This is a genomic window from Enterobacter sp. RHBSTW-00593, from assembly GCF_013784105.1.
Taxonomy (GTDB): domain Bacteria; phylum Pseudomonadota; class Gammaproteobacteria; order Enterobacterales; family Enterobacteriaceae; genus Enterobacter; species Enterobacter ludwigii.
The window spans coordinates 235,479-253,394 of sequence record NZ_CP056393.1; the positions used below are offsets into that span (position 1 = coordinate 235,479).

The 17,916-nt window shown below is 54.6% G+C and carries 7 protein-coding genes and 3 rRNA genes; 8 read left to right on the forward strand and 2 right to left on the reverse strand.

Annotated elements, in window-relative coordinates:
* Positions 1-8: 8 nt before the first annotated feature.
* Positions 9-1,598, reverse strand: a complete 1,590-nt coding sequence (gene purH, locus HV242_RS01135) for a bifunctional phosphoribosylaminoimidazolecarboxamide formyltransferase/IMP cyclohydrolase (RefSeq protein ID WP_044857198.1) — start codon at positions 1,596-1,598, stop codon at positions 9-11.
* 562 nt (positions 1,599-2,160) lie between these two features.
* On the opposite strand from purH, the gene HV242_RS01140 reads away from it, so the two are divergent.
* The 7 genes from HV242_RS01140 (at position 2,161) to aceK (ending at position 13,125) form a co-directional block, all read left to right on the forward strand.
* Positions 2,161-3,700: ribosomal RNA gene (locus HV242_RS01140) — 16S ribosomal RNA — on the forward strand.
* Positions 3,701-3,908: 208 nt separating this feature from the next.
* Positions 3,909-6,814: ribosomal RNA gene (locus HV242_RS01145) — 23S ribosomal RNA — on the forward strand.
* Positions 6,815-6,878: 64 nt separating this feature from the next.
* Positions 6,879-6,994: ribosomal RNA gene (rrf, locus tag HV242_RS01150) — 5S ribosomal RNA — on the forward strand.
* Together the 16S, 23S and 5S rRNA genes form the textbook arrangement of a ribosomal RNA operon.
* 177 nt (positions 6,995-7,171) lie before the next feature.
* Positions 7,172-8,101: a homoserine O-acetyltransferase MetA gene (metA, locus tag HV242_RS01155; protein WP_014168174.1), complete on the forward strand. Its 930-nt coding sequence runs from the start codon at positions 7,172-7,174 to the stop codon at positions 8,099-8,101.
* Between the two features lie 270 nt (positions 8,102-8,371).
* The gene (aceB, locus tag HV242_RS01160) at positions 8,372-9,973 is read left to right on the forward strand and encodes a malate synthase A (RefSeq protein WP_032681929.1); all 1,602 of its coding nucleotides are present in this window, start codon (positions 8,372-8,374) and stop codon (positions 9,971-9,973) included.
* Positions 9,974-10,004: 31 nt separating this feature from the next.
* Complete coding sequence (aceA, locus tag HV242_RS01165) at positions 10,005-11,309, forward strand: isocitrate lyase (RefSeq protein WP_020882864.1); 1,305 nt, start codon at positions 10,005-10,007, stop codon at positions 11,307-11,309.
* Between the two features lie 88 nt (positions 11,310-11,397).
* Positions 11,398-13,125: a bifunctional isocitrate dehydrogenase kinase/phosphatase gene (aceK, locus tag HV242_RS01170; protein ID WP_020882863.1), complete on the forward strand. Its 1,728-nt coding sequence runs from the start codon at positions 11,398-11,400 to the stop codon at positions 13,123-13,125.
* A 43-nt stretch (positions 13,126-13,168) separates the two neighbouring features.
* Here aceK and iclR read toward each other — a convergent pair whose 3' ends face one another.
* Positions 13,169-13,996: a glyoxylate bypass operon transcriptional repressor IclR gene (iclR, locus tag HV242_RS01175; protein ID WP_020882862.1), complete on the reverse strand. Its 828-nt coding sequence runs from the start codon at positions 13,994-13,996 to the stop codon at positions 13,169-13,171.
* Between the two features lie 194 nt (positions 13,997-14,190).
* On the opposite strand from iclR, the gene metH reads away from it, so the two are divergent.
* Entirely contained in the window at positions 14,191-17,874 is a 3,684-nt protein-coding gene (gene metH, locus HV242_RS01180) for a methionine synthase (protein WP_032681927.1), read from the forward strand.
* Positions 17,875-17,916 lie beyond the last annotated feature (42 nt).

Below are 17,916 nucleotides of genomic sequence, written 5' to 3' on the forward strand. Positions count from 1 at the left end.
TCCGTGGATTAATGGCGGAAGTGACGCATGTCGGTGAAGATCATCGCAATGCCGTGTTCGTCAGCAGCGGCAATGACTTCGTCGTCACGGATTGAGCCGCCAGGCTGGATAACACAGGTAATGCCCACTGCCGCAGCAGCGTCGATACCGTCACGGAACGGGAAGAAGGCGTCAGAGGCCATTGCCGAGCCTTTCACTTCCAGACCTTCATCGGCCGCTTTGATACCGGCAATTTTCGCGGAGTAAACGCGGCTCATCTGGCCTGCGCCTATTCCGATGGTCATGTTCTCTTTTGCATAGACAATCGCGTTGGATTTCACGAACTTCGCAACCTTCCAGCAGAACAGCGCGTCACGCAGTTCCTGCTCGGTAGGCTGGCGTTTCGTCACGACGCGCAGATCGCCCGCGGTGACCATGCCCAGATCGCGATCCTGAACCAGCAGACCGCCGTTCACGCGTTTGAAGTCCAGACCCGGTACGCGCTCAGCCCACTGGCCGCACACCAGTACGCGCACGTTCTGTTTTGCCGCGGTGATTTTCAGGGCTTCGTCGGATGCAGAAGGAGCGATGATCACTTCGACAAACTGACGGGAGATGATGGCCTGTGCTGTGTCAGCGTCCAGCTCGCGGTTGAAGGCGATAATGCCGCCGAATGCGGAGGTAGGGTCGGTTTTATACGCGCGATCATAGGCGTCAAGAATGGAGGCGCTTACCGCTACGCCACATGGGTTCGCGTGCTTCACGATTACGCAGGCGGGTTCACTGAACGCTTTCACGCACTCGAGCGCTGCATCGGTGTCAGCGATGTTGTTATAGGAGAGTGCCTTGCCCTGAACCTGCTGTGCGGTCGCAACAGAGGCTTCTTTTACCTCTTCTTCTATATAGAAGGCAGCCTGCTGGTGGCTGTTCTCTCCGTAACGCATATCCTGCTTCTTAATGAAGTTCAGGTTCAGCGTACGCGGGAAGCGGCCGGAAGGTTCAGTGCTTTCGCCATGATAAGCAGGCACCAGGCTACCGAAGTAGTTGGCGATCATGCTGTCGTACGCGGCGGTGTGCTCGAATGCTTTGATGGCGAGGTCGAAACGCGTCTCCAGCGTCAGCGACCCTTCGTTGGCATCCATCTCATTAATAATGGTGTTGTAGTCGCTGCTCTTCACCACGATGGCAACATCTTTATGGTTCTTAGCCGCTGAGCGCACCATGGTTGGGCCGCCGATATCAATGTTTTCGACGGCGTCTTCCAGAGAGCAGCCTTCGCGGGCAACGGTCTGCGCGAACGGGTAGAGGTTAACGACGACCATGTCGATTGGCGCGATATCATGCTTTTCCATAATGCCGTCGTCCTGGCCGCGACGACCAAGAATACCGCCGTGGACCTTCGGGTGCAGGGTCTTGACGCGTCCATCCATCATTTCCGGAAAACCGGTGTAATCGGACACTTCGGTTACCGGCAGACCTTTCTCTGCTAACAGGCGAGCGGTACCACCTGTAGAAAGCAGCTCCACACCGCGTGCAGAAAGTGCCTGAGCGAATTCGACGATACCGGCTTTATCAGAAACACTGAGCAGAGCGCGGCGGACTGGACGACGTTGTTGCATGGTAAATCCCCTGGATTTCACGATTACAGAGAGCGTTAGATGAATTTTCCAGCGAAAAACTCATCTAACACACCTGACGAGGCATCCTTGTTAAGCGCGAGCATTTTAACGAAAACGTTTGCGCAACGCTCGCGAATTTTCACTTTTTCGTATCTCTGTGGATAAGTCTGTGTGTAAAAGGGTATAAGGCGGGGTTTTGCTGGGGAATGCAGCAGTCAGTCATTTTTCTGTCATTTAGCGGTTGCGGCCTGCAGAGAACTCCCTATAATGCGCCTCCATCGACACGGCGGATGTGAATCACTTCACAGTTAACCCGGTCGGTTGAAGAGAAAAAATCCTGAACATCAGGGTTGACTCTGAAAGAGGAAAGCGTAATATACGCCACCTCGCGACGGTGAGCTGTAAGCCGCGTCGCAACTGCTCTTTAACAATTTATCAGACAATCTGTGTGGGCACTCAAAGTGACATGGATTCTTAACGTCCTCGGACGAAAAATGAATACCAAGTCTCTGAGTGAACATACGTAATTCATTACGAAGTTTAATTCACGAGCATCAAACTTAAATTGAAGAGTTTGATCATGGCTCAGATTGAACGCTGGCGGCAGGCCTAACACATGCAAGTCGAACGGTAGCACAGAGAGCTTGCTCTCGGGTGACGAGTGGCGGACGGGTGAGTAATGTCTGGGAAACTGCCTGATGGAGGGGGATAACTACTGGAAACGGTAGCTAATACCGCATAACGTCGCAAGACCAAAGAGGGGGACCTTCGGGCCTCTTGCCATCAGATGTGCCCAGATGGGATTAGCTAGTAGGTGGGGTAACGGCTCACCTAGGCGACGATCCCTAGCTGGTCTGAGAGGATGACCAGCCACACTGGAACTGAGACACGGTCCAGACTCCTACGGGAGGCAGCAGTGGGGAATATTGCACAATGGGCGCAAGCCTGATGCAGCCATGCCGCGTGTATGAAGAAGGCCTTCGGGTTGTAAAGTACTTTCAGCGGGGAGGAAGGTGTTGTGGTTAATAACCGCAGCAATTGACGTTACCCGCAGAAGAAGCACCGGCTAACTCCGTGCCAGCAGCCGCGGTAATACGGAGGGTGCAAGCGTTAATCGGAATTACTGGGCGTAAAGCGCACGCAGGCGGTCTGTCAAGTCGGATGTGAAATCCCCGGGCTCAACCTGGGAACTGCATTCGAAACTGGCAGGCTAGAGTCTTGTAGAGGGGGGTAGAATTCCAGGTGTAGCGGTGAAATGCGTAGAGATCTGGAGGAATACCGGTGGCGAAGGCGGCCCCCTGGACAAAGACTGACGCTCAGGTGCGAAAGCGTGGGGAGCAAACAGGATTAGATACCCTGGTAGTCCACGCCGTAAACGATGTCGACTTGGAGGTTGTGCCCTTGAGGCGTGGCTTCCGGAGCTAACGCGTTAAGTCGACCGCCTGGGGAGTACGGCCGCAAGGTTAAAACTCAAATGAATTGACGGGGGCCCGCACAAGCGGTGGAGCATGTGGTTTAATTCGATGCAACGCGAAGAACCTTACCTACTCTTGACATCCAGAGAACTTAGCAGAGATGCTTTGGTGCCTTCGGGAACTCTGAGACAGGTGCTGCATGGCTGTCGTCAGCTCGTGTTGTGAAATGTTGGGTTAAGTCCCGCAACGAGCGCAACCCTTATCCTTTGTTGCCAGCGGTCCGGCCGGGAACTCAAAGGAGACTGCCAGTGATAAACTGGAGGAAGGTGGGGATGACGTCAAGTCATCATGGCCCTTACGAGTAGGGCTACACACGTGCTACAATGGCGCATACAAAGAGAAGCGAACTCGCGAGAGCAAGCGGACCTCATAAAGTGCGTCGTAGTCCGGATTGGAGTCTGCAACTCGACTCCATGAAGTCGGAATCGCTAGTAATCGTAGATCAGAATGCTACGGTGAATACGTTCCCGGGCCTTGTACACACCGCCCGTCACACCATGGGAGTGGGTTGCAAAAGAAGTAGGTAGCTTAACCTTCGGGAGGGCGCTTACCACTTTGTGATTCATGACTGGGGTGAAGTCGTAACAAGGTAACCGTAGGGGAACCTGCGGTTGGATCACCTCCTTACCTTAAAGAACCTGCCTTTGTAGTGCTCACACAGATTGTCTGATGAATGATAAATTTCAAAATGTACTGCGAAGTGCATTGTGAAATTTTGCTCTTTAAAAATCTGGATCAAGCTGAAAATTGAAACGACACACATGTTATGTGTGTTCGAGTCTCTCAAATTTTCGCAAACCGGTGATGAATCGAAAGAAACATCTTCGGGTTGTGAGGTTAAGCGACTAAGCGTACACGGTGGATGCCCTGGCAGTCAGAGGCGATGAAGGACGTGCTAATCTGCGAAAAGCGCCGGCGAGGTGATATGAACCTTTGACCCGGCGATGTCCGAATGGGGAAACCCAGTGTGTTCCGACACACTATCGTTAACTGAATACATAGGTTAACGAGGCGAACCGGGGGAACTGAAACATCTAAGTACCCCGAGGAAAAGAAATCAACCGAGATTCCCCCAGTAGCGGCGAGCGAACGGGGAGCAGCCCAGAGTCTGAATCAGCTTGTGTGTTAGTGGAAGCGTCTGGAAAGTCGCACGGTACAGGGTGACAGTCCCGTACACGAAAGCACACAGGCTGTGAACTCGAAGAGTAGGGCGGGACACGTGGTATCCTGTCTGAATATGGGGGGACCATCCTCCAAGGCTAAATACTCCTGACTGACCGATAGTGAACCAGTACCGTGAGGGAAAGGCGAAAAGAACCCCGGCGAGGGGAGTGAAAAAGAACCTGAAACCGTGTACGTACAAGCAGTGGGAGCCTCTTTTATGGGGTGACTGCGTACCTTTTGTATAATGGGTCAGCGACTTATATTCTGTAGCAAGGTTAACCGTATAGGGGAGCCGAAGGGAAACCGAGTCTTAACTGGGCGTTAAGTTGCAGGGTATAGACCCGAAACCCGGTGATCTAGCCATGGGCAGGTTGAAGGTTGGGTAACACTAACTGGAGGACCGAACCGACTAATGTTGAAAAATTAGCGGATGACTTGTGGCTGGGGGTGAAAGGCCAATCAAACCGGGAGATAGCTGGTTCTCCCCGAAAGCTATTTAGGTAGCGCCTCGTGAATTCATCTTCGGGGGTAGAGCACTGTTTCGGCTAGGGGGCCATCCCGGCTTACCAACCCGATGCAAACTACGAATACCGAAGAATGTTATCACGGGAGACACACGGCGGGTGCTAACGTCCGTCGTGAAGAGGGAAACAACCCAGACCGCCAGCTAAGGTCCCAAAGTCATGGTTAAGTGGGAAACGATGTGGGAAGGCACAGACAGCCAGGATGTTGGCTTAGAAGCAGCCATCATTTAAAGAAAGCGTAATAGCTCACTGGTCGAGTCGGCCTGCGCGGAAGATGTAACGGGGCTAAACCATGCACCGAAGCTGCGGCAGCGACACTATGTGTTGTTGGGTAGGGGAGCGTTCTGTAAGCCGTTGAAGGTGTCCTGTGAGGGGTGCTGGAGGTATCAGAAGTGCGAATGCTGACATAAGTAACGATAAAGCGGGTGAAAAGCCCGCTCGCCGGAAGACCAAGGGTTCCTGTCCAACGTTAATCGGGGCAGGGTGAGTCGACCCCTAAGGCGAGGCCGAAAGGCGTAGTCGATGGGAAACAGGTTAATATTCCTGTACTTGGTGTTACTGCGAAGGGGGGACGGAGAAGGCTATGTTAGCCGGGCGACGGTTGTCCCGGTTTAAGCATGTAGGCGGAGGTTCCAGGTAAATCCGGTTCCTTGTTAACGCTGAGGTGTGATGACGAGGCACTACGGTGCTGAAGTAACAAATGCCCTGCTTCCAGGAAAAGCCTCTAAGCATCAGGTAACATCAAATCGTACCCCAAACCGACACAGGTGGTCAGGTAGAGAATACCAAGGCGCTTGAGAGAACTCGGGTGAAGGAACTAGGCAAAATGGTGCCGTAACTTCGGGAGAAGGCACGCTGATATGTAGGTGAAGCCCCTGCGGGTGGAGCTGAAATCAGTCGAAGATACCAGCTGGCTGCAACTGTTTATTAAAAACACAGCACTGTGCAAACACGAAAGTGGACGTATACGGTGTGACGCCTGCCCGGTGCCGGAAGGTTAATTGATGGGGTTAGCGGCAACGCGAAGCTCTTGATCGAAGCCCCGGTAAACGGCGGCCGTAACTATAACGGTCCTAAGGTAGCGAAATTCCTTGTCGGGTAAGTTCCGACCTGCACGAATGGCGTAATGATGGCCAGGCTGTCTCCACCCGAGACTCAGTGAAATTGAACTCGCTGTGAAGATGCAGTGTACCCGCGGCAAGACGGAAAGACCCCGTGAACCTTTACTATAGCTTGACACTGAACACTGGTCCTTGATGTGTAGGATAGGTGGGAGGCTTTGAAGCGTGGACGCCAGTCTGCGTGGAGCCAACCTTGAAATACCACCCTTTAATGGCTGGTGTTCTAACGTAGACCCGTGATCCGGGTTGCGGACAGTGTCTGGTGGGTAGTTTGACTGGGGCGGTCTCCTCCCAAAGAGTAACGGAGGAGCACGAAGGTTAGCTAATCCTGGTCGGACATCAGGAGGTTAGTGCAATGGCATAAGCTAGCTTGACTGCGAGAGTGACGGCTCGAGCAGGTGCGAAAGCAGGTCATAGTGATCCGGTGGTTCTGAATGGAAGGGCCATCGCTCAACGGATAAAAGGTACTCCGGGGATAACAGGCTGATACCGCCCAAGAGTTCATATCGACGGCGGTGTTTGGCACCTCGATGTCGGCTCATCACATCCTGGGGCTGAAGTAGGTCCCAAGGGTATGGCTGTTCGCCATTTAAAGTGGTACGCGAGCTGGGTTTAGAACGTCGTGAGACAGTTCGGTCCCTATCTGCCGTGGGCGCTGGAGAATTGAGGGGGGCTGCTCCTAGTACGAGAGGACCGGAGTGGACGCATCACTGGTGTTCGGGTTGTCATGCCAATGGCACTGCCCGGTAGCTAAATGCGGAAGAGATAAGTGCTGAAAGCATCTAAGCACGAAACTTGCCCCGAGATGAGTTCTCCCTGAGACTTTAAGTCTCCTGAAGGAACGTTGAAGACTACGACGTTGATAGGTCGGGTGTGTAAGCGCAGCGATGCGTTGAGCTAACCGATACTAATGAACCGTGAGGCTTAACCTTACAACGCCGAAGATGTTTTGGCGATGAGAGACGATTTTCAGCTGATACAGATTAACAGAATTTGCCTGGCGGCTTTAGCGCGGTGGTCCCACCTGACCCCATGCCGAACTCAGAAGTGAAACGCCGTAGCGCCGATGGTAGTGTGGGGTCTCCCCATGTGAGAGTAGGGAACTGCCAGGCATCAATTAAAAGAACCCCGTACCGTATGGTGCGGGGTTTTTTGCTTTGGGGCTTCTTACTTCCTCCTTGAAACTTTCTCACCTTCCGCTTGCAGACTCGACATTCAGCCTGTTTCTGGGTATCGTTAGCTGTCTGGATGTCTAAACGTTTATACGTATGCTGCGAGGATATGAGGTTATGCCGATTCGGGTGCAGGACGAGCTACCAGCCGTCAATTTCTTACGTGATGAAAACGTCTTTGTGATGACGACTTCACGCGCTACAGGTCAGGAAATTCGCCCACTGAAGGTGCTTATTCTCAATCTGATGCCGAAAAAGATCGAAACAGAGAACCAGTTCCTGCGTTTGCTTTCGAACTCGCCGCTGCAGGTTGATATCCAGCTGCTGCGAATCGATGCCCGTGAGTCGCGAAATACGCCTTCTGAGCATCTGAATAATTTTTACTGTAACTTCGACGACATTCGCGACGAAAACTTCGATGGGCTGATTGTGACCGGTGCACCGCTGGGCCTGGTCGAATTTAATGATGTTGCCTACTGGCCGCAGATCAAACAGGTACTGGAGTGGGCTAAAGATCACGTCACGTCCACGCTGTTTGTTTGTTGGGCGGTGCAAGCCGCCCTGAATATCCTCTATGGGATCCCCAAACAAACCCGCACTGAGAAGCTTTCAGGTGTTTACGAGCACCACCTTGTTCAACCTCACGCCCTGTTGACGCGCGGGTTCGATGACTCCTTCCTGGCCCCACACTCGCGCTACGCCGATTTTCCGGCACAGCTGATTCGTGATTACACCGATCTCGATATCCTGGCCGAAACCGAAGACGGGGATGCTTACCTGTTTGCCAGTAAAGACAAGCGCATTGCCTTTGTTACCGGCCATCCTGAGTACGATCCGAACACCCTCGCGTCGGAGTATTTCCGTGACGTTGAAGCCGGTCTGAATCCGGACGTTCCGTACAACTATTTCCCCAAAAACGATCCACAGAACAAACCGAGAGCCACCTGGCGTAGCCACGGGAATTTGCTGTTTACGAACTGGCTCAACTATTACGTCTACCAGATCACACCATACGATCTGCGCCACATGAATCCAACGCTGGAGTAATCTTCTGCACTAAACGATCCTAAAGCGTTTCAGCTATTCACATCAGGCACCTTCGGGTGCCTTTTTCATTTCCGAAATGTCACTCAACAAACAATAAAACTTTAATTTCATATTAATCAATGCGTTAAATGCATTTAATAATTAAAATGGAAATTGTTTTTGATTTTGGAAAAAATATAGATAGTCTTAATTCTGCTGAGCGAAAACTACACAACGATCTTTCGTTCGCATCGGGGGCGTGATTTTGGATCTTTGATGAGGAGCAGAGTAATGACTCAACAGGCAACGACGGTCGATGAACTGGCCTTTACCCAGCCGCATGGCGAGCAAGAACAGCAAATTTTGACAGCAGACGCTGTCGAATTCCTGACCGAACTGGTGACCCGCTTTACGCCAACGCGCAATAAGCTGCTGGCGGCACGCATTCATCAGCAGCAGGAAATTGATGATGGCAAGTTGCCTGGGTTTATTTCGGAAACCGCTTCCATTCGCCGTGGTGAGTGGAAAATCCGCGGCATTCCGGATGATTTACAGGATCGGCGCGTCGAAATCACCGGCCCGGTGGAGCGCAAAATGGTGATCAACGCCATGAACGCGAACGTAAAAGTCTTTATGGCAGATTTTGAGGACTCACTGGCGCCGGACTGGCATAAGGTCATCGACGGGCAAATCAATCTGCGCGATGCCGTAAATGGCACCATCAGCTATACCAACGAAGCCGGCAAAATCTATCAACTGAAACCCAATCCGGCGGTTCTGATCTGTCGCGTACGTGGACTGCATCTGCCTGAAAAGCATGTCACCTGGCGTGGCGAAGCCATTCCGGGCAGTCTGTTTGACTTCGCCCTCTATTTCTTCCACAACCACAAGAATCTGCTGGCAAAAGGCAGCGGCCCCTATTTCTATCTGCCGAAAACACAGGCCTGGCAGGAAGCGGCCTGGTGGAGTGAAGTGTTTAGCTTCACGGAAGATCGTTTCAACCTGCCGCGCGGCACCATTAAAGCCACCCTGCTGATTGAAACGCTGCCTGCCGTGTTCCAGATGAACGAAATTCTGCATGCGCTGCGCGACCATATTGTTGGGCTGAACTGTGGACGCTGGGATTACATCTTCAGCTACATCAAGACCCTGAAAAATCATCCCGATCGTGTACTACCGGATCGCCAGGTTGTCACCATGGATAAACCGTTCCTGAGTGCCTACTCACGCCTGTTGATTAAGACCTGCCACAAGCGTGGGGCCTTTGCGATGGGGGGAATGGCGGCATTTATCCCAAGCAAAGATGCTGAACGTAACAATCAGGTGCTCAACAAGGTGAAAGCCGATAAAGAGCTTGAAGCACGAAATGGCCATGACGGAACGTGGATCGCGCATCCGGGTCTGGCGGATACGGCAATGGACGTCTTCAACCGCGTACTCGGTGAGAACAAAAACCAGCTGTTTGTGACGCGTGATGAGGATGCCCCAACGGCTGAAGAACACCTGCTGGCACCGTGTGCGGGCGAGCGTACGGAAGAGGGCATGCGCGCCAATATCCGCGTAGCCGTCCAGTACATTGAAGCGTGGATCTCCGGTAACGGCTGCGTGCCGATCTACGGCCTGATGGAAGATGCCGCTACCGCCGAAATCTCTCGTACCTCAATCTGGCAGTGGATCCACCATCAAAAAACGCTCAGCAACGGCAAGCCGGTGACCAAATCCCTGTTCCGTCAGATGCTGGCCGAAGAGATGCGGGTGATCCAGGACGAACTGGGTGAACACCGCTTCAGCAGCGGACGTTTTGATGACGCCGCACGCCTGATGGAGCAAATCACCACATCCGATGACTTAATCGACTTCCTGACCCTGCCGGGCTACCGCTTCCTGGCGTAATTCACCCCACAACAATATGGAGCATCTGCACATGAAAACCCGTACCCAACAAATCGAAGAATTGAAGAAAGAGTGGACCCAACCTCGCTGGGAAGGCATCCGCCGCCCGTATAGCGCGGAAGAGGTGGTGAAATTGCGTGGCTCGGTCAACCCGGAATGTACCCTGGCGCAGCGCGGCGCGGCGAAAATGTGGGATCTGCTGCACGGCGGTGCCAAAAAAGGTTACATCAATAGCCTCGGCGCGCTGACTGGCGGCCAGGCCCTGCAGCAGGCGAAAGCCGGCATCGAAGCCATCTATCTTTCCGGCTGGCAGGTTGCGGCGGACGCCAACCTGGCCTCCAGCATGTATCCGGATCAGTCGCTCTATCCGGCAAACTCGGTACCAACCGTGGTGGATCGGATCAACAACACCTTCCGCCGTGCGGATCAGATCCAGTGGGCGGCAGGCATTGAGCCAAACGATCCGCGTTTTATTGACTATTTTCTGCCAATCGTCGCGGATGCGGAAGCGGGATTCGGCGGCGTGCTGAACGCCTTTGAGCTGATGAAATCGATGATTGAGGCCGGTGCAGCGGCCGTTCACTTCGAAGACCAGCTCGCGTCAGTGAAGAAATGCGGACACATGGGCGGGAAAGTCCTTGTCCCAACCCAGGAAGCGATTCAGAAGCTGGTTGCGGCGCGTCTGGCGGCTGACGTGCTCGGCGTACCCACGCTGGTGATTGCCCGTACCGATGCGGATGCGGCTGACCTGATCACTTCTGACTGCGATCCTTACGACAGCGAGTTCATTACCGGTGAACGCACCAGCGAAGGGTTTTATCGTACCCATGCTGGCATTGAACAGGCGATCAGCCGTGGGCTGGCATATGCACCGTATGCGGACCTGGTCTGGTGCGAAACCTCCACGCCGGACCTGGCGCTGGCAAAACGCTTTGCCGATGCTATCCACGCCAAATATCCGGGCAAACTGCTGGCCTATAACTGCTCGCCGTCCTTCAACTGGCAGAAGAAACTGGACGATAAAACCATCGCCAGCTTCCAGCAGCAACTGTCCGACATGGGCTACAAATATCAGTTCATCACGCTGGCTGGCATTCACAGCATGTGGTTCAACATGTTCGACCTGGCGCATGCCTACGCGCAGGGTGAAGGCATGAAGCATTACGTTGAGAAGGTGCAGCAGCCGGAATTTGCTGCCGGTAAAGAGGGCTATACCTTCGTTTCGCATCAGCAGGAGGTCGGGACCGGTTACTTCGATAACGTGACCACTATCATCCAGGGGGGCACCTCCTCCGTCACCGCCTTAACGGGATCGACGGAAGAAGCCCAGTTCTGAGCCGTGTAATGCCCGGTGGCACGCTACCGGGCCTGTGAACATACTCCCTCTCCCGTCGGGAGGGGGCCGGGGTGAGGGAGCATGAACAATGTCGCGTGGTCTGGAATTACTGATTGCCCAAACTATTCTGCAGGGCTTCGATGCCCAGTACGGACGTTTCCTGGAAGTCACATCCGGCGCGCAGCAGCGTTTTGAGCACGCCGACTGGCATGCGGTTCAGCAGGCCATGAAGCAGCGAATCCACCTTTACGACCACCATGTGGGTCTGGTGGTGGAGCAGTTGCGTTGCATTACCGACGGCAAAATCCCTGACGCGGAGTTTTTACTGCGCGTGAAGGAGCATTACACCCATCTGTTACCTGATTACCCGCGCTTCGAGATTGCGGAGAGCTTTTTCAACTCCGTCTATTGCCGGTTATTTGACCACCGCTCATTATCTCCTGAGCGGTTATTTATCTTTAGCTCTCAGCCGGAACGCCGCTTTCGCACTATTCCGCGTCCGCTGGCGAAGGATTTCTTTCCCGATCGCGGCTGGGAAAAACTCCTGCATCGCGTATTAACGGATTTGCCGCTGCGTTTGCCCTGGGAGAATAAAACCCGTGATATCGGCTATATCTCTGCGCATCTCAAGGAGACCTTTGGCGAAGAGGTGCTCGGGCAAAGCCATTTGCAGGTTGCCAATGAGCTTTTTTACCGTAATAAGGCCGCCTGGCTGGTCGGTAAACTGATGACACCGTCGGCCATTGTGCCGTTTCTGTTACCCATCCATCGTACCGATGACGGTGAACTGTTTGTTGATACTTGCCTGACGACCAGCGCCGAGGCCAGCATTGTCTTTGGTTTCGCCCGCTCCTACTTTATGGTGTATGCCCCGCTGCCTGCTGCTCTGGTGGAGTGGTTGCGCGAGATCCTGCCGGGGAAAACCACCGCCGAGCTGTACATGGCCATTGGCTGTCAGAAACACGCCAAGACGGAAAGCTATCGGGAATATCTGCGCTATGTCACCACGGCAGATGAGCAATTTATCGAAGCCCCCGGTATTCGCGGCATGGTGATGCTGGTCTTTACCCTGCCGGGTTTTGATCGGGTGTTTAAGGTCATCAAAGATACGTTCGCGCCGCAGAAGGAGATGACCGCTGCTCACGTCCGCGCCTGCTACCAGCTGGTTAAAGAGCACGATCGCGTCGGGCGAATGGCGGACACCCAGGAGTTCGAGAACTTTGTGCTGGATAAGCAGCAGATCGATCCGGCATTAATGGCGTTATTACTGCAGGAAGCGCCGGCGAAAATCACCGATCTGGGCGACAAAATTGCCATCAGCCATCTCTATATCGAACGCCGCATGATCCCACTCAATATCTGGCTGGAGCAGTCCGAAGGTCAGGCACTGCGTGATGCCATTGAAGAATACGGCAACGCTATCCGTCAGCTTGCCGCCGCGAATATCTTCCCGGGTGACATGCTGTTTAAAAACTTCGGGGTCACCCGTCACGGGCGGGTGGTGTTCTACGATTATGATGAAATTTGCTATATGACTGAGGTGAATTTCCGCGATATACCGCAGCCCCGCTATCCGGAAGATGAACTGTCCGGCGAGCCGTGGTACAGCATCTCACCGGGAGATGTCTTTCCTGAGGAGTTTCGCCACTGGCTGTGCGCTGACCCGCGCATCAGGCCACTGTTTGAAGAGATGCATGATGACCTGTTCCGCGCCAGCTACTGGCGGGGCCTGCAGACGCGCATCAAGAATGGGCATGTGGAAGATGTGTATGCCTATCGCCGCAAACAACGGTTTTGCATCCGATATGCGGTGTAATGCCCCCTCTCCCGACGGGAGAGGGATTCAGGTGCACCCGATGTTATCGAATCCCGCCATATGCCAGCGTGACCTCTTTCGCCGCCTTAATCACCAGCGCACCTAACTCCGTGACGCGGTCATCGGTCATACGGGAAATCGGTCCGGAGATCGAAATGGCGGCAAACGGCTCGCGGTGCTCGTCAAAGATGCAGGCTGCAATGCAGCGCAGGCCTAACGCATGCTCCTCGTCATCAAACGAATAGCCGCGCTTGCGGGTCAGGGCCAGATCTTCTTTCAGATGTACCGGTGAGACCAGCGTGGCGTGGGTGTAGGCGTGCAGCCCTTTACGGTGCAGCAGCCCGGTGACCTGCTCTTCGCTGAGCTGCGACAGAAACGCTTTCCCCGCCCCGGAGGCATGCATCGGCAGCTTGCCGCCAATCGGTGCCGACATACGCATTAGCTGCGTGCACTGTACCTGGTCGATGATAATGGCCTGATGGTCGCTCTGGTCGAGCACGGCCAGGTTTACCGTCTCGCCGGAATCTTCCATCAGCTTACGCAGAATAGGGTGCACAATCGCCAGCAGGTTGCGGCTCTGCAGGAAGCTGCTGCCGACGATAAACGCATGTGCGCCCACCGCCCAGTGTCCCAGCTCGCCCACCTGGCGCACAAAGCCCAGCTGCTGCATCGTGGTCAACAGTCGATGGGTCGTTGAGTTTGGCAGGCCAGCCTGCTGTGCCAGCTCTGTCAGGGCCACGCTGCTGTGTGACTCGGCTATCCATTCCAGCAGCTTCAAACCGCGCGTGAGCGATTGAACCTGTCCGCCCTGAGAGGCGGCGGTGGTGGCAGCAGGTTTTCTGCCGCGTTTAGCGGGAACGGTCGTGACCATGACGAACTCCTTTTTCTGTATCGTGGAAATCATTTTCGTTTTATTTGGTGATTTTGCAACCGTTATCCTGACTGATCGGATGAGTGATAGTGAACATGTCTCATGTTACCGCTGTGTGACTTTTACACCCTGCGAGATTGTGCCAGTATGGACTGCTGGCCTTTTGGCCTGGTTGAGCGTTGTCGGGAGCAAGTGTGAGCAGCAAAGTAGAGCAACTGCGTGCGCAGTTAAATAAACGAATTCTGGTGCTGGACGGCGGCATGGGTACCATGATCCAGAGCTATCGTCTGAGTGAAGACGATTTCCGCGGCGAGCGTTTCGCCGACTGGCCATGCGACCTCAAAGGTAACAACGACCTTCTGGTGCTCAGCAAACCACAGGTCATTTCGGCGATCCACAACGCGTATTTCGAGGCGGGTGCGGATATCGTCGAAACCAACACCTTTAACTCGACAACCATCGCCATGGCGGATTACCAGATGGAATCCCTGTCGGCGGAGATAAACCTTGCCGCGGCAAAGCTGGCCCGCGCCTGCGCTGATGAATGGACAGCCCGTACGCCGGACAAACCGCGCTACGTGGCCGGGGTGCTTGGCCCGACCAACCGTACCGCGTCGATTTCACCCGATGTGAACGACCCGGCCTTTCGTAACATCAGCTTTGATCAGCTGGTGGCGGCGTATCGTGAATCGACCAAAGCGCTGGTGGAAGGCGGTTCCGATCTGATCCTGATTGAGACGGTATTCGACACCCTCAATGCCAAAGCCGCGATTTACGCGGTGAAAGAGGAGTTCGAGGCGCTGGGCGTCGACCTGCCGATCATGATTTCCGGTACCATCACCGACGCCTCTGGTCGTACCCTCTCCGGCCAGACCACAGAAGCTTTTTACAACTCCCTGCGTCACGCTGAAGCGCTCTCCTTCGGCCTGAACTGCGCGCTGGGTCCCGATGAGCTGCGCCAGTATGTGCAGGAACTTTCGCGCATCGCTGAATGCTATGTCACCGCACACCCGAACGCCGGCCTGCCGAACGCCTTTGGTGAATACGATCTGGATGCAGACACCATGGCGGCGCAAATCCGCGAGTGGGCCGAATCCGGTTTTCTGAATATCGTCGGTGGTTGCTGCGGTACCACGCCAGAGCATATTGCCGCGATGAGCAATGCGGTGGCGGGTCTGCCGCCGCGTCAACTGCCTACGCTGCCGGTTGCCTGCCGTTTGGCCGGCCTTGAGCCGTTGACCATCGGTGACGATAGCCTGTTTGTGAACGTCGGGGAGCGGACTAACGTGACCGGTTCGGCGAAATTCAAACGGCTGATTAAAGAAGAGAAGTACAGTGAAGCGCTGGACGTGGCCCGCCAGCAGGTTGAGAGCGGCGCCCAGATCATCGACATCAATATGGATGAGGGAATGCTCGACGCCGAAGCGGCGATGGTGCGCTTCCTCAACCTGATTGCCGGCGAGCCGGACATTGCCCGGGTGCCGATCATGATTGACTCCTCTAAGTGGGAAGTCATCGAGAAAGGGCTGAAGTGTATTCAGGGTAAAGGCATTGTTAACTCCATCTCGATGAAAGAAGGCGTTGATACCTTTATCCACCACGCGAAGATGGTGCGCCGTTATGGTGCCGCCGTGGTGGTGATGGCCTTCGATGAAATGGGCCAGGCCGATACCCGTGCGCGCAAAATTGAGATTTGTCGCCGCGCATACAAAATTCTGACCGAAGAGGTGGGCTTCCCGCCGGAAGACATCATCTTCGACCCGAACATCTTCGCGGTTGCTACAGGTATTGAAGAGCACAATAACTACGCGCAGGACTTTATCGGCGCGTGTGAAGACATCAAACGCGAGCTGCCGCATGCGCTGATCTCCGGCGGCGTATCGAACGTGTCATTCTCCTTCCGCGGTAACGATCCGGTGCGTGAAGCTATCCACGCCGTGTTCCTCTATTACGCTATCCGTAACGGTATGGACATGGGGATCGTTAACGCCGGACAGCTGGCCATTTACGACGACCTGCCGGCGGAACTGCGCGACGCCGTAGAAGACGTGATCCTCAACCGGCGAGATGATGCCACCGAGCGCATGCTGGATCTGGCCGAGAAATACCGCGGCAGTAAATCCGATGCATCGGTAAACATTCAGCAGGCGGAGTGGCGTGCCTGGGACGTGAAAAAACGTCTGGAATACTCACTCGTAAAAGGGATTACCGAGTTTATTGAACAGGACACCGAAGAAGCACGTCAGCAATCGACGCGCCCGATTGAAGTGATCGAAGGGCCGCTGATGGACGGCATGAACGTGGTCGGCGATCTGTTTGGCGAAGGCAAAATGTTCCTGCCGCAGGTGGTGAAATCCGCACGCGTCATGAAGCAGGCGGTGGCCTATCTCGAACCCTTTATCGAAGCCAGCAAAGAGAAAGGCTCCAGCAACGGTAAAATGGTGATCGCCACCGTGAAGGGCGACGTGCATGACATCGGTAAGAACATTGTGGGCGTCGTACTGCAGTGTAATAACTACGAGATTATCGATCTTGGCGTGATGGTGCCGGCGGATAAAATCCTCAAAACTGCGCGCGAAGTGAATGCTGACCTGATTGGACTTTCCGGGCTGATTACCCCGTCGCTGGACGAGATGGTCAACGTGGCGAAAGAGATGGAACGTCAGGGCTTTACCATTCCACTGCTGATTGGCGGGGCGACAACGTCCAAAGCGCACACGGCGGTGAAAATCGAGCAGAACTACAGTGGCCCGACGGTTTATGTGCAAAACGCCTCGCGTACCGTGGGCGTCGTGTCGGCATTGTTGTCTGCCACCCAGCGTGATGATTTTGTCGCGCGTACCCGCAAAGAGTACGAGACCGTGCGTATTCAGCATGGCCGTAAAAAACCGCGGACGCCGCCGGTGACACTCCAGGCCGCGCGCGATAACGATCTGGCGTTTGACTGGGCCAGCTATACGCCCCCTGTGGCGCATCGTCTGGGCGTTCAGGACGTTACTGCCAGCATTGAGACGCTGCGCAACTACATCGACTGGACACCGTTCTTCATGACCTGGTCACTGGCGGGCAAATATCCACGCATCCTTGAAGATGAGGTGGTCGGGGAAGAAGCCAAACGCCTGTTCAACGACGCCAACGAAATGCTTGACCAGTTGAGCGCGCAGAAAAGCCTCAACCCGCGCGGCGTGGTGGGCCTGTTCCCGGCGAACCGTGTGGGCGACGACATCGAAATTTATCGCGACGAGACCCGCACGCACGTGCTGGCAGTAAGTCGCCATCTGCGCCAGCAAACCGAGAAAGTGGGCTTTGCTAACTACTGCCTGGCCGATTTCGTTGCACCGAAGCTTTCCGGGAAAGCGGATTATATCGGGGCGTTTGCCGTGACCGGGGGTCTTGAGGAAGATGCGCTGGCGGAGGCGTTCGACGCGCAGCACGATGATTACAATAAAATCATGGTGAAAGCGATTGCCGATCGTCTGGCGGAAGCCTTCGCAGAGTACCTCCACGAGCGCGTGCGCAAGGTGCACTGGGGCTACGCGGCCAATGAGAATCTCAGCAACGAGGAGCTGATCCGCGAAAACTACCAGGGGATTCGTCCGGCTCCGGGCTATCCAGCCTGCCCGGAACACACCGAAAAGGGCACTATCTGGACATTGCTGGATGTAGAAGCCCATACCGGCATGAAGCTCACCGAGTCTTTCGCCATGTGGCCTGGGGCATCGGTGTCCGGCTGGTATTTCAGCCATCCCGACAGCAAATACTTCGCCGTCGCGCAGCTGCAGCGCGATCAGATTGAAGATTACGCCCTGCGCAAAGGTATGAGTGTCTCAGAGGTTGAACGCTGGCTGGCACCCAATTTAGGCTACGACGCTGACTAACGTCACTTTTCCTTACAACAAACAGGGCGCTCATTAGGCGCC